This window comes from Alcanivorax sp. (assembly GCF_017794965.1).
Classification (GTDB): domain Bacteria; phylum Pseudomonadota; class Gammaproteobacteria; order Pseudomonadales; family Alcanivoracaceae; genus Alcanivorax.
This window is the reverse complement of record NZ_CP051240.1, coordinates 1657849-1680185: the sequence shown is the minus strand read 5'-3', so window position 1 is coordinate 1680185 and position 22337 is coordinate 1657849. Positions and strand designations below refer to the sequence as shown.

Sequence of the window (22337 nt, the reverse complement as noted above, 5' to 3'; positions counted from 1 at the left end):
GCCTTAACAGGATTTACCATCCTGTTGATTTTACTGATCTTTGATGACAAGGGAGCGATGAAAGGGGGGGAAACTGATGGTGCCCGGGGCGGGACTTGAACCCGCACGACCAAAGGTCAACGGATTTTAAGTCCGTTGCGTCTACCAATTTCGCCACCCGGGCGGTGACCGTGCGGGTCGGTAATTGGAGGCGCGGGTCGGAATCGAACCGGCGTACACGGAGTTGCAGTCCGCTGCATAACCACTCTGCCACCGCGCCTTTAAACTGCTTACAAGAAAAAACCTCGGTTGAACCGAGGTTTTTTTTGAATCTGGAGCGGGAAACGAGATTCGAACTCGCGACCCCGACCTTGGCAAGGTCGTGCTCTACCAACTGAGCTATTCCCGCATTGTTGCCAGAAGCGTTACCACCACTATGTGGTCAGTGTGCTTCGTTGCGGGAAAGAATTCTACTCATCACCCTCTGGGTGTCAACCCGCAGCAAAGCATTTTTTCTGATATTTCAGGACTTTGACTGACTTTTGAGCAATTGGGGGGCCGCTGCACGCAGATACGACATCATTGACCACAACGTGAGCGCCGTCGCCAGGTAAAGCAATCCATAACTGAGCCAGAGCCATGGCGTCATCATGATATCACCCAGGGCATCAAACTCGGGCTTCTGCGCCAGCAGCAAGGTGATGGCGGTCATCTGGGTGACCGTCTTGATCTTGCCCAGCTGGCTCACCGCCACTTTTGCCCGCTGCCCCAGCTCCGCCATCCATTCCCGCAGGGCGGATACCGTGATTTCCCGGGACACGATCACCATGGCAGGGACAGCAAGCCAGGCGGTGGCATGCACCTGGACCAATACCACCAATGCCACACCGACAATCAGTTTGTCAGCAACGGGGTCGAGAAAGGCCCCAAAAGGACTGGTCTGATTCAGCTTGCGCGCCAGGTAGCCGTCGAGCCAATCGGTGATACCTGCGGCGAGAAACAAACCGGCAGCCACCATGTCACTCCACTTGAATGGCAGATAAAAAACCAGCACCAGTACAGGGATTGCCACTACCCGGATCAGGGTAAGAATGTTGGGCAAATTGAGTACCGGGTGATTCTTCTGCATAACGCCTACCGCTCATTGGTTAAGCGGCCAGTATAGCGAAAATGAGGCCCGGACTCATGGGCGAATTTGCCCGGAGCCTGACAAATTGAAGAGAATGGCGCTCTGAAACCCGGGAAGTACAGCCCCTGCACTATTCATGAAACCAGTCGTAGAGCGTTTCTGCCATCTGTGCATTGATGCCCGGAACGCGTGCCAGTTCAGCTGCTGAGGCGTTCTTGAGTTGCTTGAGGCCACCGAAGTGGGTCAACAGTGCCTTGCGCCGCTTTGGACCAATACCCGGAATCTCGTCCAGTGAGGAAGTCTTGCGGGCCTTGCCTCGCCGTGCACGGTGTCCTGTAAGCGCAAAGCGATGCGCCTCATCACGTACCTGCTGCAACAGATGCAAAGCTGAATGCGCCGGTCCCGGGGTAATCTCGCGGCCATCCGGAAGATACAGCACTTCGAAGCCCGGGCGCCGGCTGGGCCCCTTGCCGATACCCATCACTTGCATTCGCCCCTGCAGGCCAAGCTCTCCCATCACCTCCCAGCCTCTTTGCAACTGCCCTTTGCCACCGTCAATCAACAGAAGATCCGGGAGCCTGCCCTCCTCGTTCAATACCCGTTGATAGCGCCGGCGTATGGCTTCTTCCAGGGCGGCATAGTCATCACCCGCTTTGGCTGGCGTCACGTTGAAATGCCGGTAATCCGGCTTGCGGGCCCCCTGTTGGTCGAATACCACGCACGACGCCACGGCTTTCTCACCCTGGGTGTGACTGATATCGAAACATTCGATCCAGCGGACTGGGGTGTCGCTTTCCAGCATGGATTCCAGCGCCACAAAGCGCTTTTCCATATGTTCACGTGCCGCCAGCTCAGTGGCCAGAGACTGGCTGGCGTTGGTTTGCGCCATGGTGACCCAGGCGGCGCGGTTTCCACGTACCCGCCAGGCCACTCTCACCTTCTTCTTCCACTTCTCCGTCAGGGCCTGCTGCAAGGGCTCACTGCCCCCGATCTCGTGACTGAGAAGAATTTCAGGCGGGTCTACCGGATCCTCACGGTCGCCGAGATAGTATTGCCCCACAAAGGCCTCGAGAATCTCGCCTGGATCTTCCTCACCACGAGTATCGGGCCGGAAAGTACGGTGACCGAGAATCCGGCCTCCCCGAATCATCAACACATCTACCACTGCCAGACCATGGCGCCCTTCTACCGCGACCACATCCAAGTCGCCCTGTCCGGTCTCGGCATATTGTTTCTGTTGTACCGACTGGATAGCCGCCAGTTTGTCGCGCAGTATGGCCGCTTCCTCAAATTCCAGATTGCGGGACGCCTCCTCCATTTTGCCACTGAGATGCTCAACCACATCCCGGCTTCTGCCATCGAGAAAATCCATGGCCAGCTTCACTTGCTGGGCATAATCCTGTTCTGACACCAGCCCCACACAGGGTGCAGTGCAGCGCTGGATTTGATGCTGAAGACAGGGACGGGTCCGGTTACGAAAGTAACTGTCGCTACAATTGCGCACCTGGAAGACCTTCTCCACCAGAGAAATAGCTTCGCGCACGGCTCCGCCGCCAGGATAGGGCCCGAAGTAATGACTGCCCTTGCGGCGGGTGCCCCGGTGAAAGGTAATACGCGGGAAGGTGTCCCTGGTGGTGATACGGATATAAGGGTAGCTCTTGTCGTCGCGCAGCAGGATATTGTAGGGCGGGCGAAGCGACTTGATCAGGGATTGCTCCAGCAACAAGGCCTCAGCCTCACTGCTGGTTACCGTGGTCTGGACGTTTGCGATGCGGGCGACCATGGCGCGGGTCTTCACGCTAGAAACGTTTTTCTGGAAGTAACTGCTCAGACGGGCCTGAAGATTGCGTGCCTTGCCCACATAGAGCACATCACCGTCCGCATTGAGCATGCGATAGACGCCGGGTTTACGGGCGCAATGGTCCAAAAAGTGCTTGTGGTCAAACTCAGGCAATTCGGTGTCTCCAGTGTTACGCCCATTATAGCAGCGCCGAAAGAGACCGTCCTTACCCGGCGCTCATGCCTAGCCCGGCAGCGGTTGATCAACCGCATCCAGCATGCCATGCCTAACGGCCAGCAGAGCCATCTCCACATCACTGGAAACCCCCAGCTTGTCGAAGATCCGGTATCGATAGGTGTTCACGGTTTTGGGTGAAAGACACAACTTGTCAGCCACATCCTGAACCTTATGGCAGTTGACGATCATCATCATGATCTGCAACTCCCTCTCGGAGAGCATGTCCAGCTGATTGGCCTCTTCCCCCACATAGGGTTTGAGCGCCATGGCCTGGGCAATTTCGGGGCTGATGTATCGCTGGCCAGTGGTCACAATCTTGATGGCGCGGACCATCTCTTCCAGGCCTGCGCCCTTGGTCATGTAGCCTGCAGCGCCGGCTTTCATCAGGCGGGACGGGAACGGCTCTTCCTCACACATGGTCACGGCGATCACTCGCAGTGCATCATCGACTCGCAGCAATTTACGGGTGGCTTCCAATCCACCAATGCCAGGCATTTTAATGTCCATCAAGACCACATCCGGGGACATGTCCCGGGTCAGCTGTATCGCCTCTTCTCCGGAACAGGCCTTGCCGACCACCCTGATGCCATCGACTTCATCCAGCATCCTTGCGATGCCGGTTCTGACCAGATCATGGTCATCCACCACCAGTACTTTGATCATTCTTTTACCTCCGGGTAGATCCTTTACCCGCCATGCATAAAGAAGCGGCAACCATACGCATTACCCTTAATGTTTCATAGCACATTTTCGGTAAACATTGATCGTCATCACCACGGCAAACTGTATATTAGCCTTAGGTCGCGTTGACCAGCGATTCAAGCGTGAGACACTAATCCTTTAGCGTAAAGCCAAACAGGAAACGACCCAAGGGCAACATCCATGAGCGCAATCGTTTTGCTCCTGCTGGGGCTGGGTGGCATGGCCGCCGGATACCTATTCTACTCCCGGTTCATCGCCGATCGCATCTTCCGCCTTGACCCAAATTTCCGAACTCCAGCCCACGAATATGAAGATGGCGTGGACTTTGTGCCAACAAACCGGTATGTGCTCTGGGGGCACCATTTTACCTCCGTAGCAGGGGCCGCTCCGATTGTGGGACCCGCCATCGCGGTCATCTGGGGCTGGCTGCCGGCGTTCGTTTGGGTCGTGCTCGGCACCATCTTTTTTGCCGGCGTTCATGACAGTGGCGCCCTCTGGGCCAGCGTCCGCAACCGGGCAAAATCGGTGGGTGCCCTGACTGGCGAAGTCGTGGGGCATCGCGCACGCACCATCTTCATGATCGTGATATTCCTGGTCTTGCTCATGGTCAATGCCGTGTTCGGGGTGGTCATTGCGAACTTGCTGATCAATAACCCGGGTGCTGTAGTGCCGGTGTGGGGAGCCATCGCTGTGGCGCTGATAATCGGTCAGCTTATCTATCGGCGAATCATCGGGCTGGGTGTGGTTTCTGTCGTGGGGGTGCTTGCCCTCTATTCCCTGATTTACATCGGTCCGCAGGTACCTGTGGCACTGCCTGATCAGGTGATGGGGCTGTCTGCCAGTGCCAGTTGGATTTTGCTGTTATTCGCCTACGCGGCCATTGCCTCCCTGCTGCCCGTCTGGGTACTGCTTCAACCCCGCGACTACATCAACGGCCTGCAGCTGTTCGTGGGCCTGATTCTGCTTTATGGCGCCGTGCTGATTGGCAACCCCACCGTGGTCGCCCCCATGATCAATGTGGATGTGCCGGCTGGCACGCCCTCACTGCTCCCTCTGCTCTTCGTGACCATCGCCTGCGGTGCCATTTCCGGCTTTCATGGCCTGGTCGCGTCCGGCACCAGCTCCAAACAGCTTAACCAGGAAACCGATGCCCGCTTTGTGGGTTATTTCGGCGCGGTGGGCGAAGGGTCACTGGCGCTGGCGGCCATCATTGCAGCCACCGCCGGTTTCGCCACTCTGGCGGACTGGCAGGCGGTCTACACCGCTTTCGGTCAGGGCAGCCTGACCGCTTTTGTGGATGGCGGTGCGGCCATCCTTGCCGGCGGTATGGGCATGGATGCAGGCGTTGCAGCCACCCTGCTCACGGTGATGGCTGCCCTGTTCGCCGGGACCACCATGGACACCGGGCTGCGCCTGCAGCGCTATATTTTCCAGGAATGGGGCGAGATCTATCAGCAGAAATGGCTGACCCGACCGCTCCCCGCCACCTTGCTTTCTGTGGCCACCTGTCTTTTGCTGGCTTTCGGTGCCGGCGGCGCCGATGGCAGCGGCGGCCTGCTGATCTGGCCATTATTTGGCACCACCAACCAACTGCTGGCCGGGCTTACCCTGCTGGTCATAACCATCATGCTGGTACGCCGTGGCCGCCCTGCCATTTATACACTGGGCCCACTGGTTTTCCTGCTTGTAATGACCCTGCTGGCGCTGCTGATTCAGCTCAAGAGCTTCTATGACAAGCAGGACTGGTTCCTGCTGGGGCTGGATCTGGTGGTGCTGGTAGCGGCCCTTCTGGTTACCCTGGAGTGTGCTGCTGCCCTCAGGAAAGCCTTCAGCCAGGAACCAGCGGAGCAAGGTTGATGGCCGGGCGTATCCTGGGCGCGTTGCGCCGGCTCAATGAGCTGGGCACCCAGTACTACAATGCGCCCTATCGTGCGGCCATTGCCCGTGCCCGGCGAGACGAGGAAGACCTGTTCATGCTGTTGGTGTTTTCGGAAATGATGGGTATCCCCAACCCGGCGGCATGGAGCACGCTGGAATTACAGCCGCTGCTCATGGACCGGTTCCATGAGTGGCATACCCGCATGTGCATGGAACGCTCGCCACTTGACCATTTCCGCTGCTGTTAACAGGCCATACTGCCGATGAACGCCCTCACCCTTGATATCGATGCTCTGATACAGAACCACCGTCTGTTGATGGTGGGCGGCAAGGGCGGCGTGGGCAAGACCACCACTTCTGCCGCCATTGCCTGCCGCGCTGCGCAGATGGACCGTAAGGTGCTGCTTGTTTCAACGGATCCCGCCCACAGCCTTGGTGATGCCTTCGGTTGCTCCATTGGTAACCGGGTGCGCTGCATGGAATCCAATCTCTATGCCATGGAGCTGGATCCTGATGAGGAAGTGGAACGTTATCTGGACAAGGTAAGCAGCCAAATGCGGCGGTTTGCCGGTCCGGACCAGTTTCGTGAACTGGAGAAGCAGCTCAGGCTCAGCCGGCAGTCACCCGGTGCCCAGGAAGCTGCCCTGCTGGAACGGCTGTCACAGATAATTGATCAGGAAACCCGGGAATACGACCTGGTCATCTTCGACACTGCCCCCACGGGCCATACCCTGCGGCTACTGAGCCTGCCGGAAGTCATGGCCGCCTGGACCAGCGGGCTGCTCAAGCACAATCACAAGGCACAGCAACTGGGCAAAGTGCTGGACCATCTCAGCCCCGGCAAGGATCTGGACAGCCCCCTGCAAGACCCAGCGACACATGCCAACCAGGATCTGGATCCGAGAAGCCAGCAGATTGCCGATACGCTGCTGGCGCGCCAGCGCCTGTTCCATCGCGCCCGGCGTCAGTTATCCGATGCGGACAAGACCGGATTCCTGTTTGTGATGACCCCGGAAAAACTGCCCATACTGGAAACCCGCCGCGCCGTGGACAGCCTTACGGAGTCCGGCATTCCGGTTTCGGGCATCATTCTCAACCGGGTACTCCCCGACCACGTAGACGGCGCCTTCTTCGCCGCCCGACTGAAAACCCAACAACGTCATCTTGACGAAATCAACACCCTGTTCAGCAGCTTTCACACCCTGAGGATCCCTTTGCAGGAAGATGATGTTCAGGGGATGGCGGCGATCAGGCTATTCTCGAAAATGCTGTCCCAGCCATAAGCTAAAGCAGGATCAAAAACAGTTTCACCACAGAGAGCACAGAGTGCACCGAGGAAAGCGGGGTTTCTCAGTGAACTCTGTGCTCTCTGTGGTGAACAACGCCTTTCATCTTTTAGCGTGATGCGTGATGCGGGATGCATGCTGCGGCCGCAGAGCGGCCAAAAAAAACCCGCGCTCAATGAGCGCGGGCTTTTTGTATGGCGGAGGGGGTGGGATTTGAACCCACGGACGGTCTCCCGTCGCCGGTTTTCAAGACCGGTGCATTCGGCCACTCTGCCACCCCTCCTGACAGGCCAGCAATAATACATGAGCACGTTGGCCAGTCAACGACCCGACGTACCGATGTTCAATAACTGCTGGAATCTTGATCACCGGGCCCCGTTCAACCTTTGTAGCGGCCGAATATTCTGCGCTTGGCGCGCTCATAACGTGCCTGGCTGATGGTCGCACTGTCCATCAGGCGGCGATGCTCTGCCACTTCGACGGCCAGCCTTTCCTTCCCAGGAGGGAGGCTTCCCCAGGCCAGTTGACTACGCCTGGCCAGAATGCCGATGAGCTTCTGCAACCGGTCTTCATCTGACCGGGTCTGATTCAGCTCGAACAGGGCAATGCGTCCGTGACGACTGTAATAGGTCCAGCGATTGTGCTGTTGGCCACGCGCTATCACAGCGAATACCACTGCCAACCCCGCTCCAGCAACGGCAGCCGGCCACATCCCGTAGGCCGCTCCGGCAACTACTGCAATCACCCCCAATATGCATAGACACCACTGCACGGCTGCCCGGTTCACGTCATGGACTGGCTGGGGATCAACAAAGGCCAAATTAAACACTGCACAGCGCCCCCTGCGGCCGGACCGCCGGTATTCCACATAGCGATGATTAAACAGGGTCAGGCTGCAGGCCCCGCCACGCCCAGGGGCAAAGACGAATTCGACCTTGCGGTCGCCCTCTTCAGGAATGGCCACAAATTGTGCCGGGTCCAGCGTCCCGGAGACCCCCTGCAGCTCTATCTGCTCCTCACGTGGAGCGATGGATAATGTTGTCATTGTGATTTAGCCCCCTCAAGACTACGAATATAGTATTAAATATCCGTTTCCAGTCCCGAGATTCGGGTCACAAAGCATTAATTTTGGTGTTCCACCAAACAAAAGCATTACCCCTAGAAAAACAGGGGCTTAGCTGTACCGGTTTCCCTTGATTTTGGCGCGGGCGCCCTTATCATCACAGGTACCATTCAAAAGGATGATCGAGACTATGAACAACCAGACCAACCCCTATTCCAGCCCCCAGCAGCACGGTATGGCCGTGACCGGGGAGCGCGCAGCCCAGGTACTGAAGAACACCTACATGCTGCTGGGGCTGTCCCTGATCGTGGCCACCGGTGCGTCCTGGTTTGCCATGGCCAACAACATCGGCTTCATCAACGTCTTCCTGACCCTGGGTGTGTACATCGGCCTGCTGGTGGCGACCAACATGCTGCGTAACAGCGCCTGGGGCATTCTGGCTGTATTCGGCCTGACAGGTTGGCTGGGCTTCACCACAGGCCCAATCATTAACATGTACGCCCAAGTCCCCGGCGGCATGGAGATTGTGACCACCGCACTTGGCGGGACTGCGTTCATCTTTGTGGCCATGTCTGCCATCGCCCTGGTGACCCGCAAGGACTTCAGCTTCATGACCAATTTCATCATGATTGGCATCCTTGTGGCGTTCGTTGCCAGCCTGGCCAATATCTTTCTGGAAATTCCGGCACTCAACCTGGCGGTTTCCGCTGCCTTTGTGATGCTGTCCTCCCTGTTGATCATGTGGCAGACCAGCGCCATCATTCACGGCGGTGAAACCAACTATATCCTCGCCACCGTGACCCTGTTTGTGTCTCTTTACAACCTGTTCCTGTCCCTGCTTAACCTGCTCACTGCACTGAACGGCAACGACTAAATGCAGTTTGCGGTTCTGGTCAATGCGGCGGCGGATTCCCCCGCCGCAATGACTGCACTTAACACCGTCAAGGCACTCCATACTCACCCCGACCATCAGCTCTACCGCCTCTTCTTGTATTCTGACGCTGTCCAGCTAGCCAATCGTCATGCCTGGCGCGGTGATGCCGAGAATGCCACTACCGCCCAGCAATGGCAGCAGTGGGTCCAGCAGAACGGTATTGCGGCAGAGGTTTGCGTGGGCGCAGCTCAACGCCGCGGCATCATGGATGGCGAGCACGGCAGTACTCTGGCTAAAGGATTCAGCCTGGTCGGGCTTGGCCAATGGGCAGATGCCATGATCAATGCGGAACGGGTGCTACAGTTTGGCTAGTCAATTCTTCATCGCCACGGCCAACGCCCCGCTCAGTGACCGGTTCCAGGAAATGCTGGATATGCTCATGACCGGAGCGGCTTTCGGCCTCCCCACTACCCTGTGGCTTACCGATGGCTGCCTGAGCGTCCTGTCCGCTTTACCAGTCAACGACAGCCTTTCACAGCTGGCGGATTTCGGTGTTCGTTGCGTAGCGGGCAGCCAAGAAGGCATGGCTCAGGAGCATTTGCAGCTGGAAATCCTGAGTGCGGACGCCTTGCGAAGCCTGCGCCACGAAAGCCAACAGGTACTGGTGTTCTGAAATGCTTCATCTGATCGGACTCAAGCCCGGCGACCAGGACGGCATCGATAATTTCTTCACACTTTACCAGCCTGAAGACATCTGTGTGTTCACGGATGCTGGCCTGCTGCTTGCATCCACACTGCCGCTGGATGGCCAAGCCTACCTGCTGGAGCACCCGCACATTCAGGTGCCAACCAGCCATCTCGAGACAATTGATCATTCAACACTTCTGGATCTGGTGGCTACACATGGCCCCTCTACCAGCTGGTATTAGCTACGTAACACGCAACCCGGAAGACCGGTAGAGATCTTACCCATGACCGAACATGTTTTTGCTGAATACGTGCGCACACTGGGACGCGGAAAACGAGCCCGTCGCAGCCTGACCCGGGAAGAAGCCCGAAATGCCATGCAGCTGATTCTGGATGGCAAGGTGGAAGAGGTACAGCTTGGCGCCTTTCTTATGCTTTTGCGGGTCAAGGAAGAAACCCCGGAGGAGTTGGCCGGCTTCCTGGACGCATGCCGAAAGCAGTGTGATGACGCCCTGAAAGACTTTCCCAAGGTGCATCTGGACTGGCCAAGTTACGCCGGAAAGAAGAAACATCATCCCTGGTATCTGCTGGCAACCGTGCTTCTTGCAGGAATGGGTATCCGCACCTTGCTGCATGGCGGTCCGGCACACACCCCGCATCGTGTTTATACGGATACGCTGCTGGCCGAACTTGGTCTCAAGGTGGCCACCGGTGTCAGCGAAGCCGCAGAGCACCTGGAACAGCAGGGCCTGGCTTACCTGCCCATCGACCAGTTCTGCGCCCCGCTTTCTGACTTGCTCACACTCCGTTATTACCTGGGGCTGCGATCCCCGATCAATACGCTGGCACGCAGCCTCAATCCTGCCCGCGCGCCACTATCCATGCAGAGCGTGTTCCACCCGGCCTACATCGCCCTGCACCAGGGGGCCGCTGAACTGTGTGGCGATCAGGATTTGTTGCTGTTCAAGGGCGAAGGGGGCGAGCTGGAGGTTCGCCCTGACGCCCGCACCAGCATCATGGGGATTCGTCACGGCGAGCCCCTCGAAGGCGCGGTAGTGGATAATCTCATGCCCCGCGCCACCCCGCCGGGCACCCCTGATGCGGACACCCTCAAGCACGTTTGGCGAGGCGAACAGCAGGATGAGTATGGGGAAAACGCCGTCATCCAGACCGTAGCGGTCGCACTCTGGGGCCTGGACAAGGCGGCTTCACTGGAAGAAGCGCGGGAACAGGCGAAAGCGTTGTGGCAGGACCGGGATACGGCGCGCCTGTAGAGAGCAATGAACAGTTAATAATGAATAATTAATAACGGCGCGGAATGCGTCATCACGCCCTGCAAGCAAAAGGCCGCGACCAGACTATCGTCGGCGTCTTCCTGCTCTGTTCTCCCTGCCCCACAAAAAAGGTTCATCGCGGATTTAAGGGAATGGCTCGCAGCACGACCCATGCCGTAGAAGCAACTTCCCACAATTGCGCGATGAGCCACAAAAAAGCGGAGATGCCTTCACTGATGTCCTACAGTTTGTATCTGCTTGACTGGGCTCTGCGGGCTGACATTCCGGCACGGCCTTTTGTGATATGAAGACATGAATTGGCGACAAGCCAATTTTCCGATGCCGCACCCAACTTGTGTAGTTTCTTACTGGGCTGGCGTCAGCTTGCAGGCGAAGACCTGTTCGCAAGGGCCGAATTCGCTTGCAAGCAAGCCCCCACAGGGGAAGGTAGGCCTGCCCCAAAGACGGGCCTAAAAATCCAGGGCAGCAGTGGCGATGCCTTCGGCATTTCCCCACTACGGTGACTACCCGTTTTTGATTTTAGCTATTAACTATTAATTATTAACTGTTAATTGCTCTATCTGAACCATTCAAACTTGGGATGCAAACTGACAACGCTGCCAACGATGATCAGGGTCGGCGCATGGATCTCGCGCCCTTCGATTTCGTCAGGCAGGCTGTCCAGTGTGCCGGTGATGACTTCCTGAAGGTTCGTGGTGCCCCGAGATACCAGTGCGATGGGGGTATCCCCCTTGCGACCATGGGCCATGAGCTGCTGGCAGATCTGCCGTAGCCCCACCAGCCCCATGTAAAACACCACCGTCTCGGTTTCACTGACCAGATGCTCCCAGTCCAGTGTCACCGTGCCATCCTTACGGTGGCCGGTAACAAAGCGCACAGACTGGGCGTGATCACGGTGCGTCAGCGGAATACCGCCGTAGGCAGCACAGCCGCTTGCCGCGGTAATGCCGGGAACCACCTGGAAATTGATGCCTTGCTGGACAATCAGGTCGATCTCTTCCCCGCCACGTCCAAAAATAAACGGGTCTCCGCCTTTCAGTCGGCAAACTTTCTTGCCCTGTTTTGCGTAGTGGACCAACAGCTCGTTGATGTTGTCCTGGGGCAAGGCGTGCTTGTCGCGGGCCTTGCCCACATAGACCAGTTCCGCATCACGGCGGGCCAGATCCACGATCCCCTTCCCTACCAGACGGTCGTAAAGCACCACATCCGCCTTCTGCAACAAGCGCAAGGCTCGGAAGGTGAGCAGATCCGGATCACCGGGCCCGGCTCCCACCAAATACACCTCACCCTGACTGAGCTGCTCACTGTCGGCGCTGGCAATAGCCTCTGCAAGCATGGACTCTGCTTCACTGTCCTTGCCTGCCAACACCTTTTCCACAACAGGGCTGTCCAGAGTCTGCTCCCAGAACAGGCGCCGGGCCCCCACGTTATCCAGTTTCTGCTTGAGCGGTTGACGGAATTTGGCCATCAGATCAGCCAGGCGACCCCAGCGGGCCGGCAAGCTGGATTCAATCTGGCTACGCAGCTTTCGCGCCAGCACCGGTGAGGCGCCAGAGGAGCTGATACTGATCAGAACGGGCGAACGATCCACAATCGCGGGAAAGATAAAATCGCCCAGCGCGGGGTTATCCACCACATTCACAGGAATATTTTGCTGTGTGGCCAGTTCGGCGATCCGTGCGTTGAGGGCTGAATCATCGGTAGCACAGACCACCATGGCTGCCCCTGCCAGATCCGCCGCTTCAAAGCTGCGCTCAACAAGCTGCCCTGTCCCTTCTGCCACAATGTGGCGCAGCTCGGCGCACACATCAGGAGCAACAACACGCAATAACGCACCTGATCGGTGCAAAAGACGACCTTTGCGCAAGGCCACTTCACCGCCGCCGACTAACAGAGCCTGTTTGCCCTGCAGTCGCCAACTGATGGGTAGGAATTCCATGACTGCTCCCCGGGTGATCGCTGGATGCCTGATGCCCCAAGCCTGACGCGAACAGCAGCAGTGCCAAAAGGCTTAGCTTCCTGCCGGAACGCCGGCAGTTGGACTGTTGCGCAGAAAAGGGCCTACTTCAGGGTGTCCAGACCTCTCATATAAGGACGCAATGCTTCCGGCACTGTGACAGAGCCATCCGCATTCTGGTAATTCTCAAGAATGGCTACCAGTGTACGCCCTACTGCAAGACCAGACCCATTCAAGGTATGTACCAATTCCGGTTTGCCGGTTTCCGGGTTACGCCAGCGAGCCTGCATACGGCGCGCCTGATAGTCCCGGAAATTGGAGCAGGAGGAGATTTCGCGGTATTTCTTCTGGCTGGGCAACCACACTTCCAGATCATAGGTTTTGGTGGAAGAGAAGCCCAGGTCGCCGCCGCACAGGATGACCTTGCGGTAAGGCAGTACCAGCTTCTGGAGAATGGCCTCAGCGTGGCCGGTGAGCTGCTCCAGCGCTTCATCGGAGTCTTGCGGACGCACCATCTGAACCAGCTCTACCTTTTCGAACTGGTGCTGACGGATCAGGCCGCGGGTGTCCTTGCCATGGCTACCCGCTTCGGAACGGAAACAGGGGGTGTGGCAGGTGAAGCGACGGGGCAGGCTTTCTGCCTCCAGGATCTCGTTGGCCACCAGGTTGGTGACCGGCACTTCGGCAGTGGGAATCAGGTAGAGCTCGCGCTCACCTTCCATCTTGAACAGATCTTCCGCGAACTTGGGAAGCTGACCGGTGCCACGCAAGGCTTCCGGTCCGACCAGATAAGGAACATAAACCTCTTCATAGCCATGCTCGCTGCTATGGATATCAAGCATGAAATCCACCAGCGCTCGATGAAGACGAGCCACACCACCGCTCATGACTGCGAAACGGGCGCCAGACAGCTTGGCGGCGTTCTCGAAATCCAGAGCACCACTGGCCAGCCCTTCACCCACATCCACATGATCACTGGGTTCGAAGTCGAAGGTCTTGGGCTCGCCCCAGGTGCTGACTTCCACGTTATCCTCTTCGTCAGCACCTTCCGGTACCGCGTCCTGGGGAACGTTAGGGACCCCCATGAGAAATTCGGTGATCTCATCATGGATAGCCTTGGCATTGGCGACTTCCTGATCCAGCTCGGCATCAAGGGTCTTCAGGGTTTCCGCCACCTGGGCCTTGGCCTCATCCACATTCATGCCGGACTGGATCAACTGGCCAATCTGCTTGGACGCCTTCTTGCGCTCAGCCTGCAGATCCTGGGAGCGGACATCTGCCTGCTTGCGCTTGGCATCCAGCGCCGCAAAGGCCTCCAGGTCCAGTTCGTAACCACGTTTGGCCAATGCCGCCTTAATCGCCTCGCCATCCTGACGCAGGGCACGAATATCCAGCATGTCTTACTTACTCCAAAATCAAAAAGGCGAGTTGAAAGTTTAAAGTTTAAAGTTCAAAAGCGCGGGGGAGGATTCCCGTTTTGAATTGCCCTGCCCGCGAAATAACATTTTCGCGCGGGCGGAGGCGGTAAAGCACACAACCATCCCAGATCGCGTTTCAACTTTTAACTTTAAACTTTCAACTCTCTCTAACTATTCAAAAATCAGCCGTCCCAGCATCAGCCCGGCTCCCGCAAGAGTCAGACAGGCCAGCACTGACGTTATCGCATAGCCCGCGGCCAGCCCCAGTGCTTTGACTTCTACCATCCTCACCAGCTCGAAGGAGAAGGTAGAGAAGGTGGTCAGCGCGCCGAGCATGCCGGTCATGATGGCAAGGCGCAAGGTTTCGCTCTGGGTCATGGTCGCCAGCGCTACCGTGAGCAGCCCAAACAGGAAACTGCCCAGCAGATTCACCGAGAAGGTCGCCCAGGGCCAGGACGGCATGGTCGGCACCCCCAGCCACAAGGTGGTGCCAAAACGCAGACAGGCTCCCAGCGCTCCACCGCCCGCCACGGCAAGCCAGGGAAGCAGACTTGCTTCAGTCATCGCTCTCTCCCCCTGCCGATGGATAGCGGTGCCAGTCACTGTCGGCGTTACGCTGGCGCAAACGCGCCAGCTTGTCGGCCACCTTGATCTCCAACCCCCGCTTTACGGGCTCGTAGAGCCGGGTCTCGCGCAGGCTGGCGGGAAAATAATTCTCACCATCCACGAATGCATCGGGGAAATCGTGAGCGTAATGATACTCGGCCCCGTACCCTTCGTCTTTCATTAGCTGGGTAGGCGCATTACGCAGATGAAGCGGCACCTCATTGGTGGGTTTTTCCCTCACCAGCGCACGAGCTCGATTATAGGCCATGTAGACCGCATTGCTCTTGGGTGCCACGGCCAGATAGGCAATCGCCTGGGCGATGGCCAGCTCTCCTTCCGGACTACCCAGCCGCTCCTGTACATCCCAGGCTTGCAGGCACAGCGTCAAGGCTCGCGGGTCGGCATTACCAATATCCTCGCTGGCCATGCGCACTACCCGCCGCGCCAGGTAAAGAGGATCGCAACCGCCATCAAGCATGCGGGCGAACCAGTACAACGCCGCATCCGGGTCCGAACCTCTGACGGATTTGTGCAAGGCACTGATCTGGTCGTAGAACAGGTCTCCGCCCTTGTCGAAGCGCCGCACCGCATCACGCAGTACCTCGCGCATCAGCTCCGCATCGATTTCCGGGGAATCCCCTTCTGCCAGATCCGCCGCCACTTCCAGCATGTTCAGCAATCGGCGGGCATCCCCATCGGCGTAATTCAGTAACAGCTCTGCTGCGTCCTCCTGAACCGTCATGCCATTCAGGCGCGGCTCCTTGAGAGCCCGGGCAAGCAGCCCCGAGAGATCCTCCGCGGCCAGCGAACGCAACCGGTAGACCCGCGCCCGTGACAACAGGGCGTTGTTAAGTTCAAAGGACGGATTCTCGGTGGTAGCGCCAATAAAGGTGATGGTGCCGTCTTCAACATGGGGCAGAAAAGCATCCTGCTGGGACTTGTTGAAACGGTGGACTTCGTCAACGAACAGGACGGTGCGGCGGCCCTGGGCAAGTCGGATCTGCGCCTGCTCCACTTCCGAGCGAATATCCTTTACCCCGGACAGTACGGCAGAGAGAGTAACAAAGGCGGCATCCACCGCCTGGGCAAGAATCAGCGCCAGGGTAGTCTTGCCGGTGCCCGGTGGGCCCCAGAGAATCATGGAGTGCAGTTGGCCGCGCTCCAGAGCCTGTCGCAAGGGTTTGCCCGGGCCGACAAGGTGCTGCTGCCCGACATAGTCATCCAGACTGGCAGGACGCAGGCGCGCAGCCAGAGGCTGCGCTTGCTGGGCATTGTCGGCGGCAAACAGATCGTTCATTACTGCTGGATAATGTCTGTCCCTTCCGGCGGTTCAAACCGGAACAGCGCAGCATCAATCCCCTTGTTGAGGGTCAAGTCACGAAAATCGATAATGGTTTTCTGGCCCAGGGCATCCTGCAGTCGCATGGACAGGGGCAGATCTCCCTGGAAACTCACATCCAGTTGGTCGAACAGCGGATCGTCGCCCCGCGGGGTCAGGCGATAGGTCACCTCCGCCCCATTGCGGTCCTGTTCCACAATGGTAAAGGCGGCAGCCACATCGGACGGCTTGCCACTGAACAACAGCGCCGGCGTTTCACCCAGATCCTGGCTCAGAGGGCGAATGACGACCTGTTCCAAATCCTCATCGTAGACCCAAACCGTGACACCATCAGACACAGCCAACTGGGCAAACGGGCTGGTGGTGGACCAATAGAAACGGTTGCCACGGGCCACCTGAAAAGTGCCCTCTGCCTGTTGCATGTGGGTGCCACCCTTGTCGAGCACCATCTGCTCGAAGTCACCCTTTAGCGATTCCAGTTTCTGCAGACGAGACAGTAGTTCGTCCGTGGCCCCCGCCCACACCATGGAGGGGGCCAATAATGCAGCCATCAACAACTTACGCATCGATACTCCTTGTTACGGGGCTTATTCCACCGGCGGAGGCGCAATCACCTCACGCTGGCCGTTATTCCCCGCTTCGGTCACTACACCCGCCATCTCCATGGCTTCCACCATTCTGGCGGCACGGTTGTAGCCGATTTTCAGTTTTCGCTGTACCGATGAAATGGAGGCGCGACGGGATTGCGTCACATAGGCCACCGCTTCATCGTAGAGCGGATCGTTTTCGTCGTCCCCGCCGCCAGCACTTTCCATGCCTGGCATCGGAGCACTGAGGTCGGCTCCACCATCGAGAATCTCTTCAAGATAATTCGGCTCGCCGCGCTTGCGCCAATCGTCACAAACCCGGTGCACCTCTTCATCTGAGACAAAGGCGCCGTGGACTCGTTCCGGAACACTGGTGCCGCCCGGCAAATAAAGCATGTCGCCATGGCCCAGCAGCTGTTCTGCGCCGCCCTGATCCAGCACCGTACGGGAATCAATCTTGGACGATACCTGGAAGCCGATACGCGACGGCACATTAGCCTTGATCAGGCCGGTGATCACATCCACAGAAGGACGCTGGGTTGCCAGAATCAGGTGAATCCCGGCAGCCCTTGCTTTCTGGGCAATCCGGGCAATCAGCTCTTCCACCTTCTTGCCGACGATCATCATCATGTCGGCAAATTCATCAATCACGATAACGATATAGGGAAGATGCTCGGCCAGGGGCGCCTCTTCCTCCAGATTCATGGGGTCTTCCGGTTTCCAGAGAGGGTCCTTCAATGGCTCGCCCTTCTTTTTGGCATCGTCTACCTTGCGGTTGTAGCCAGAGATGTTACGCACCCCCATGGCGGCCATCAGGCGGTAGCGACGCTCCATCTCCCCTACCCCCCAGCGTAATGCACCCGCCGCTTCCTTCATGTCGGTAACCACCGGGGTCAGCAGGTGGGGGATGCCGTCATAGACGGCCAGTTCCAGCATCTTGGGATCGATGAGGATCAGGCGCACATCTTCCGGGTTGGATTTGAACAACATGGACAGCAGCATGGCGTTCACGCCCACGGACTTACCGGAACCGGTAGTACCGGCAACCAGCAGGTGGGGCATCTTGGCCAGATCCGCCATCACGGGATTACCGGAAATATCCTTGCCCAGCGCCATGGTCAGCGGTGACGGGGACTGGTCGAACATCTGCGTGCCGACCACTTCGGTAAAGCGAATCATTTCACGCTGTTCGTTGGGAATTTCGATGCCCACTGTGGTCTTGCCGGGAATCACTTCCACCACACGCACACTGATCACCGCCAATGAACGGGCAAGATCCTTGGCCAGGTTGGTGATCTTGGAAACCTTGATGCCGGGCGCCGGCTGGATCTCGAAACGGGTGATCACCGGACCGGGCTGGACCGCCACCACTTCTGCCTCGATATTGAAGTCCTTGAGCTTGATCTCCAGAAGTCGGGACATGCCTTCCAGGGCCTCTTCCGAATAACCGCCCTTGGATTCTTCGACCTGATCCAGCAACCCGATGGGTGGCAGCTCGCCGGTAACTTCCGTGGTGAACAGTTTCTGCTGCTTTTCCTTCTGCACCCGTACGCTTTTTTCAACGGGCTTGGCGGGCTCGGCGATTTTCACCGGTTTGCGGGTTTCCGCTTTCTTCTTTGCTTCACTGATGACCTTGGCGCGCTTCTCATGCGCTTCTTTCTTCTGTTTCTGCGCCTCACGCTTTTCCTTCCTGGCCCGCCACCAGGCCGGCACCTTCTCGACGGCAGCCAGGACCAGGCCACCCAGCCCCTCTGCCAGCGCAATCCAGGAAAGATCGGTAAAAATGGTCACCCCGATCAGAAACAGGGCCACCATGATCAAGGTACCGCCCAGCGGGTTGAAGCCGTCCAGTGCGGCCTGCCCCATGCCATGGCCAAGAATACCACCCGCCCCCTCAGGCAGATGCGCGCCAACCGTGAAATGCATATAGGAAAGCGCGGTTCCTGCCAGCATGGTCAGGATGAAGCCCACCAGCCGCAGGCTGAAAAGGGGCCAGCTGTTGGGCAGTCCGGCATGCCGCTCCTTGAGCACCTTGCCGGCCCAGAAGCCAACGAGCACCGGAAACAGGTACGCCATGAAACCGAACAGGCTCAGCAGCAAGTCAGCGCTGAAAGCACCGGCGCGCCCGGCCGCATTCTGCACGGCGTTCACGTTGCCAACGAAGGTCCAACCCGGATCCTTACTGTCAAAGGTAACCAGAGCCAGCAACAGATATGCAGAGAAAGCGATCAGGGTAATGACCATGCCTTCTACCAATCCGCGCTTGAGATGACGGGTAAACCCGGACTCTCCTTGCCCGGCTACGGTTTTGCTCACGCCTTGCCCCTATAATGATGTTCAAGACACTTTATCAAAAAGTGACGATAACAAATTGAAATTATTGCGATTGTAGTCAAACAGCACGGTGCCGGCCAGCGTCGGAAGACCCCTTTGGGACAGCGCAGGAAGAATATCACAGATTATGGACCACCATAGCGGCCTGACACTGCCTGCCATGGCATGGAGATAAGCACAGGCTATGGCACTGACAGGCTTCACGGAGGCCGGCTTTTACTGTAGTTTCTCTCGCCTTGAAAAGGCGTTTTTCGCCCCTATCTAAGCCGTGGAACGTTTTCACTGCCAACCACTTTCTTGACTCTGGAGTCCCTGATGAGCGACGTGCAGCACCACCGACTGATTATCCTTGGTTCCGGCCCAGCGGGTTATACCGCCGCCGTTTACGCAGCACGTGCCAACCTCAAACCCGTGGTCATCACTGGTATCCAGCCCGGTGGCCAGCTCACCACCACCACCGAAGTGGATAACTGGCCGGGGGACGTGGAAGGCCTGCAGGGGCCGGATCTGATGGTCCGTATGCAGCAACATGCTGAGCGTTTTGACACCGAGATGGTGTACGACCACATCAACGAGGTGGATCTCAACAACCGCCCCTTCACCCTCAAGGGCGATTCCGGCACCTATACCTGCGATGCCCTGATCATCGCCACGGGTGCCTCTGCTATGTACCTGGGTCTGGAGTCTGAGGAAGCCTTCATGGGCAAGGGCGTGTCTGCCTGTGCCACCTGTGACGGTTTCTTCTACAAGGGCCAGCGCGTGGCAGTGATTGGTGGCGGTAACACCGCTGTAGAAGAGGCTCTGTACCTCTCACACATCGCCGAACACGTCACCCTGGTGCACCGCCGCGACAGCCTCCGTGCAGAGAAGATCCTGCAGGACAAGCTCCTCGCCAAGGACAATATCTCGGTAGAGTGGGATCACACCCTGGAAGAAGTACTGGGTGATGATAGCGGCGTGACCGGCATGCGCATTACATCCACCAAAGGAGAAGGGAGCAAGGATGTCGAGTTGCAGGGTGTGTTCATTGCGATTGGCCACAAGCCCAATACCGATATCTTCGCAGGCCAGCTGAACATGAAAGATGGCTATATCAAGATCAACAGCGGTACCGAAGGCAACGCCACCCAGACAAGCATTGAGGGTGTCTTCGCTGCCGGTGATGTGGCTGATCACATCTACCGTCAGGCTGTGACCTCTGCCGGTTCCGGGTGTATGGCCGCGCTGGACGCCGAACGCTATCTCGACAACCTGAAAGGCTGATCAGCTACTGCAGGTGTAGACCATGGTGCCATGGCTTGAACCGGGAGCTCCCTTTCCCGATACCCGTGACGCCCTCACCGACCCGGACGGCCTGTTGGCCGCCGGGGCGGACCTGAGCCCAGGCACGCTGATCCGGGCTTATTCTGCCGGCATCTTCCCCTGGTATGATGCGGATTATCAGCCCATCCTGTGGTGGTCCCCCGCCCCCCGTTGTGTCTTCTATCCCGACCAGATCCATGTCAGCCGCAGTCTGAAACGGCACATCAACAAGACAGAATTCACCGTAACGCTGAATCAGGCGTTTTCATCGGTGATGACCCTGTGTGCAGGGCCACGCCGTGACGGTGGCGGTACCTGGATCAGTTCAGAAATGATCAGTGCTTATCTGCGACTTCATCAGATGGGCTATGCGCATAGCCTTGAAATCTGGCAAGAAGGCCAGATAGCTGGCGGGATCTATGGTATCCAGCTTGGCCGGGTCTTCTTTGGGGAGTCCATGGTGTCCCCCCGGCTCAATGGCTCAAAAATGGCCCTGGTAGCCCTGAAGCAGCTGGCCTCGACCCTGGACATCGCCCTGCTGGATGCCCAGGTAGAAAACGACCACCTGACCCGCATGGGTGCCAGCATGATTGACCGGGACACCTTTCGTCAGCATCTGGCGCACTGGATCCCCGCTGCCCCGGAGCCGTCCATCTGGCCCCAGACCCACTGGCACGGCTCAGAACTGCTGGATTACAAAAAACCTACCTGACCGGTCATCAGGGAAGGATTTTCAGTGCCCGACGGGTTGGCTAAACTGAAGCCATGACAGATCTTTCCACCCTGCGTTTTTTCCGGACCCCGGCCCATGCCTGCAGTTATCTGGAAGACCGGCAGGCTTCAACCCTGTTTGTGGACCCCCAGGCCACAATGTCACCGGCGCTCTACAGCGAACTGAGCCTGCTGGGGTTTCGTCGTAGCGGCGACTACCTGTACCGCCCGCATTGTGAAGACTGCTCTGCCTGCATCCCGGCCAGGGTGCGGGTCAGCGATTTCCAGCCGCGACGGCGGCACCGCCGTATCCGCAAAATCAACCAGGATCTGGTGGTCAGCCGTGAACCGGCACGCTTCACCCGTGAGCTGTACAGCCTGTATGCCGATTACATCAATCAGCGCCATGGTGATGGTGACATGTATCCGCCCTCCGAGGAGCAGTTTACCAACTTCCTGACCTGTGACTGGGCAGATACCCACTTCTACTGTTTTCGGGAACAGGGCAAGTTGCGGGCCGTAGCCGTCACCGACCAGCTGGAGGATGGCCTCTCCGCGGTCTATACCTTCTTCGACCCCAATCGTCATGAACGTAGCCTGGGCGTTATGGCCCTGCTATGGCAGATTGAGCAATGCCAGCGCCTCAACCTGCCCTACCTGTATCTGGGTTACTGGATCGATCAGTGCCAGAAAATGAGCTACAAAAACCAGTACCAGCCCCTGGAAATATTGCGCAGCGGCGCCTGGAAGGACCTCCCCGAGCGGGACAAATAGCCCCTTGTCCCACCAAAGTTCAACAGGTTTTGCAGCCGGCCCGCTTTGTAGGCATAATTGCGCCCTCGCTCATAGCCGGTAACCCAAGGTATTTGTTGGATGGCGAAAGAAGAACAGATTGAACTTGAAGGTGTGATTGTTGAAACCCTGCCCAACACGATGTTTCGTGTGAAGCTGGATAACGGTCACGTGATCACGGCCCACATCTCCGGAAAGATGCGCAAATTCTATATCCGCATCCTCACCGGTGACCGTGTAAAGGTGGAAATGTCCCCCTACGACCTGACCAAGGGTCGAATCACTTTCCGCATGAAATAAGAAAGGCCGCTGCACGCAACACGCACCACGCTGCATGCAGAAAGGCAAAAAAATACCCCCGCCTCTGTGAGCCGGGGGTAT

At 57.8% G+C, this 22337-nt stretch carries 22 protein-coding genes and 4 tRNA genes; 12 read left to right on the top strand and 14 right to left on the bottom strand.

Features of this window, described 5'->3' with window-relative positions; translation table 11 throughout:
* Positions 1-77: 77 nt before the first annotated feature.
* The 6 genes from HF945_RS07515 to uvrY all read right to left on the bottom strand — a co-directional run bounded on the left by HF945_RS07515 (position 78) and on the right by uvrY (position 3788).
* Positions 78-163 (bottom strand) — tRNA-Leu (locus HF945_RS07515).
* Between the two features lie 22 nt (positions 164-185).
* Positions 186-259 (bottom strand) — tRNA-Cys (locus HF945_RS07510).
* Between the two features lie 53 nt (positions 260-312).
* Positions 313-388: transfer RNA gene (locus HF945_RS07505), tRNA-Gly, on the bottom strand.
* Positions 389-502: 114 nt separating this feature from the next.
* The gene (pgsA, locus tag HF945_RS07500; protein ID WP_290525124.1) at positions 503-1108 is read right to left on the bottom strand and encodes a CDP-diacylglycerol--glycerol-3-phosphate 3-phosphatidyltransferase; all 606 of its coding nucleotides are present in this window, start codon (positions 1106-1108) and stop codon (positions 503-505) included.
* Positions 1109-1238: 130 nt separating this feature from the next.
* The gene (uvrC, locus tag HF945_RS07495) at positions 1239-3062 is read right to left on the bottom strand and encodes an excinuclease ABC subunit UvrC (protein WP_290525123.1); all 1824 of its coding nucleotides are present in this window, start codon (positions 3060-3062) and stop codon (positions 1239-1241) included.
* A gap of 69 nt (positions 3063-3131) precedes the next feature.
* Entirely contained in the window at positions 3132-3788 is a 657-nt protein-coding gene (gene uvrY, locus HF945_RS07490; protein ID WP_290525122.1) for a UvrY/SirA/GacA family response regulator transcription factor, read from the bottom strand.
* A 219-nt stretch (positions 3789-4007) separates the two neighbouring features.
* Here uvrY and HF945_RS07485 point away from each other — a divergent pair, with 219 nt between their 5' ends.
* Genes HF945_RS07485 through HF945_RS07475 form a run of 3 tightly spaced genes read left to right on the top strand, consistent with a single transcriptional unit; the run spans position 4008 to position 6988 of the window.
* Positions 4008-5684 (top strand): carbon starvation protein A, encoded by a 1677-nt coding sequence (locus HF945_RS07485; RefSeq protein ID WP_290525121.1) that lies wholly within the window; start codon positions 4008-4010, stop codon positions 5682-5684.
* Positions 5684-5953: a cory-CC-star protein gene (locus HF945_RS07480; RefSeq protein WP_290525120.1), complete on the top strand. Its 270-nt coding sequence runs from the start codon at positions 5684-5686 to the stop codon at positions 5951-5953. Before HF945_RS07485 ends, HF945_RS07480 begins: the two co-directional genes overlap by 1 nt.
* A gap of 15 nt (positions 5954-5968) precedes the next feature.
* Complete coding sequence (locus HF945_RS07475) at positions 5969-6988, top strand: ArsA family ATPase (protein ID WP_290525119.1); 1020 nt, start codon at positions 5969-5971, stop codon at positions 6986-6988.
* Between the two features lie 198 nt (positions 6989-7186).
* On the opposite strand, the gene HF945_RS07470 is transcribed toward HF945_RS07475, so the two are convergent.
* Together HF945_RS07470 and HF945_RS07465 are read right to left on the bottom strand one after the other, a co-directional pair.
* Positions 7187-7274 (bottom strand) — tRNA-Ser (locus HF945_RS07470).
* Between the two features lie 96 nt (positions 7275-7370).
* Complete coding sequence (locus tag HF945_RS07465; protein ID WP_290525118.1) at positions 7371-8036, bottom strand: hypothetical protein; 666 nt, start codon at positions 8034-8036, stop codon at positions 7371-7373.
* A gap of 208 nt (positions 8037-8244) precedes the next feature.
* On the opposite strand from HF945_RS07465, the gene HF945_RS07460 reads away from it, so the two are divergent.
* From HF945_RS07460 to HF945_RS07440, 5 genes are read left to right on the top strand one after another with little or no spacing between them, the layout of a single operon-like run.
* Entirely contained in the window at positions 8245-8928 is a 684-nt protein-coding gene (locus HF945_RS07460) for a Bax inhibitor-1/YccA family protein (RefSeq protein WP_290525117.1), read from the top strand.
* Positions 8929-9300 (top strand): DsrE family protein, encoded by a 372-nt coding sequence (locus tag HF945_RS07455; protein WP_290525116.1) that lies wholly within the window; start codon positions 8929-8931, stop codon positions 9298-9300.
* Positions 9293-9601 (top strand): hypothetical protein, encoded by a 309-nt coding sequence (locus HF945_RS07450; protein WP_290525115.1) that lies wholly within the window; start codon positions 9293-9295, stop codon positions 9599-9601. Before HF945_RS07455 ends, HF945_RS07450 begins: the two co-directional genes overlap by 8 nt.
* Before the next feature lies 1 nt (position 9602).
* Positions 9603-9857 (top strand): hypothetical protein, encoded by a 255-nt coding sequence (locus HF945_RS07445; RefSeq protein WP_290525114.1) that lies wholly within the window; start codon positions 9603-9605, stop codon positions 9855-9857.
* 42 nt (positions 9858-9899) lie between these two features.
* The gene (locus HF945_RS07440; RefSeq protein WP_290525113.1) at positions 9900-10889 is read left to right on the top strand and encodes a glycosyl transferase family protein; all 990 of its coding nucleotides are present in this window, start codon (positions 9900-9902) and stop codon (positions 10887-10889) included.
* Positions 10890-11466: 577 nt separating this feature from the next.
* Here the strand turns inward: HF945_RS07440 and cysG are convergent.
* The 6 genes from cysG to HF945_RS07410 all read right to left on the bottom strand — a co-directional run bounded on the left by cysG (position 11467) and on the right by HF945_RS07410 (position 19133).
* Positions 11467-12849: a siroheme synthase CysG gene (gene cysG, locus HF945_RS07435; protein ID WP_290525112.1), complete on the bottom strand. Its 1383-nt coding sequence runs from the start codon at positions 12847-12849 to the stop codon at positions 11467-11469.
* Positions 12850-12971: 122 nt separating this feature from the next.
* On the bottom strand, positions 12972-14264 hold the full coding sequence (serS, locus tag HF945_RS07430) for a serine--tRNA ligase (RefSeq protein ID WP_290525111.1): 1293 nt from the start codon (positions 14262-14264) through the stop codon (positions 12972-12974).
* A gap of 192 nt (positions 14265-14456) precedes the next feature.
* A complete protein-coding gene (locus HF945_RS07425) occupies positions 14457-14849 on the bottom strand; it encodes a CrcB family protein (protein ID WP_290525110.1) in 393 nt (130 codons plus the stop codon).
* Complete coding sequence (locus tag HF945_RS07420) at positions 14842-16188, bottom strand: replication-associated recombination protein A (RefSeq protein ID WP_290525109.1); 1347 nt, start codon at positions 16186-16188, stop codon at positions 14842-14844. The genes HF945_RS07425 and HF945_RS07420 overlap by 8 nt, the downstream gene beginning before the upstream one ends.
* Positions 16188-16796: an outer membrane lipoprotein chaperone LolA gene (gene lolA, locus HF945_RS07415; protein ID WP_290525108.1), complete on the bottom strand. Its 609-nt coding sequence runs from the start codon at positions 16794-16796 to the stop codon at positions 16188-16190. Before lolA ends, HF945_RS07420 begins: the two co-directional genes overlap by 1 nt.
* A gap of 21 nt (positions 16797-16817) precedes the next feature.
* A complete protein-coding gene (locus HF945_RS07410; protein ID WP_290525107.1) occupies positions 16818-19133 on the bottom strand; it encodes a DNA translocase FtsK 4TM domain-containing protein in 2316 nt (771 codons plus the stop codon).
* 333 nt (positions 19134-19466) lie between these two features.
* Here HF945_RS07410 and trxB point away from each other — a divergent pair, with 333 nt between their 5' ends.
* From trxB to infA, 4 genes are all read left to right on the top strand, one after another.
* Entirely contained in the window at positions 19467-20414 is a 948-nt protein-coding gene (gene trxB, locus HF945_RS07405) for a thioredoxin-disulfide reductase (protein WP_290525106.1), read from the top strand.
* 22 nt (positions 20415-20436) lie between these two features.
* Positions 20437-21165 (top strand): leucyl/phenylalanyl-tRNA--protein transferase, encoded by a 729-nt coding sequence (gene aat / locus HF945_RS07400; protein ID WP_290525105.1) that lies wholly within the window; start codon positions 20437-20439, stop codon positions 21163-21165.
* Between the two features lie 53 nt (positions 21166-21218).
* The gene (locus tag HF945_RS07395; RefSeq protein ID WP_290525104.1) at positions 21219-21938 is read left to right on the top strand and encodes an arginyltransferase; all 720 of its coding nucleotides are present in this window, start codon (positions 21219-21221) and stop codon (positions 21936-21938) included.
* A 99-nt stretch (positions 21939-22037) separates the two neighbouring features.
* Positions 22038-22256 (top strand): translation initiation factor IF-1, encoded by a 219-nt coding sequence (gene infA / locus HF945_RS07390; RefSeq protein WP_022984063.1) that lies wholly within the window; start codon positions 22038-22040, stop codon positions 22254-22256.
* The last annotated feature ends 81 nt before the right edge of the window (positions 22257-22337 follow it).

Coding starts and splice junctions, on each gene's coding strand:
- HF945_RS07485 (WP_290525121.1), top strand. CDS start 4,008: ATGAGCGCAATCGTTTTGCTCCTGCTGGGGCTGGGTGGCATGGCCGCC.
- HF945_RS07465 (WP_290525118.1), bottom strand. CDS start 8,036: ATGACAACATTATCCATCGCTCCACGTGAGGAGCAGATAGAGCTGCAG.
- trxB (WP_290525106.1), top strand. CDS start 19,467: ATGAGCGACGTGCAGCACCACCGACTGATTATCCTTGGTTCCGGCCCA.
- aat (WP_290525105.1), top strand. CDS start 20,437: ATGGTGCCATGGCTTGAACCGGGAGCTCCCTTTCCCGATACCCGTGAC.
- HF945_RS07395 (WP_290525104.1), top strand. CDS start 21,219: ATGACAGATCTTTCCACCCTGCGTTTTTTCCGGACCCCGGCCCATGCC.
- HF945_RS07475 (WP_290525119.1), top strand. CDS start 5,969: ATGAACGCCCTCACCCTTGATATCGATGCTCTGATACAGAACCACCGT.
- HF945_RS07440 (WP_290525113.1), top strand. CDS start 9,900: ATGACCGAACATGTTTTTGCTGAATACGTGCGCACACTGGGACGCGGA.
- HF945_RS07425 (WP_290525110.1), bottom strand. CDS start 14,849: ATGACTGAAGCAAGTCTGCTTCCCTGGCTTGCCGTGGCGGGCGGTGGA.
- cysG (WP_290525112.1), bottom strand. CDS start 12,849: ATGGAATTCCTACCCATCAGTTGGCGACTGCAGGGCAAACAGGCTCTG.
- uvrY (WP_290525122.1), bottom strand. CDS start 3,788: ATGATCAAAGTACTGGTGGTGGATGACCATGATCTGGTCAGAACCGGC.
- HF945_RS07420 (WP_290525109.1), bottom strand. CDS start 16,188: ATGAACGATCTGTTTGCCGCCGACAATGCCCAGCAAGCGCAGCCTCTG.
- HF945_RS07445 (WP_290525114.1), top strand. CDS start 9,603: ATGCTTCATCTGATCGGACTCAAGCCCGGCGACCAGGACGGCATCGAT.
- serS (WP_290525111.1), bottom strand. CDS start 14,264: ATGCTGGATATTCGTGCCCTGCGTCAGGATGGCGAGGCGATTAAGGCG.
- pgsA (WP_290525124.1), bottom strand. CDS start 1,108: ATGCAGAAGAATCACCCGGTACTCAATTTGCCCAACATTCTTACCCTG.
- infA (WP_022984063.1), top strand. CDS start 22,038: ATGGCGAAAGAAGAACAGATTGAACTTGAAGGTGTGATTGTTGAAACC.
- HF945_RS07460 (WP_290525117.1), top strand. CDS start 8,245: ATGAACAACCAGACCAACCCCTATTCCAGCCCCCAGCAGCACGGTATG.
- lolA (WP_290525108.1), bottom strand. CDS start 16,796: ATGCGTAAGTTGTTGATGGCTGCATTATTGGCCCCCTCCATGGTGTGG.
- HF945_RS07455 (WP_290525116.1), top strand. CDS start 8,929: ATGCAGTTTGCGGTTCTGGTCAATGCGGCGGCGGATTCCCCCGCCGCA.
- HF945_RS07480 (WP_290525120.1), top strand. CDS start 5,684: ATGGCCGGGCGTATCCTGGGCGCGTTGCGCCGGCTCAATGAGCTGGGC.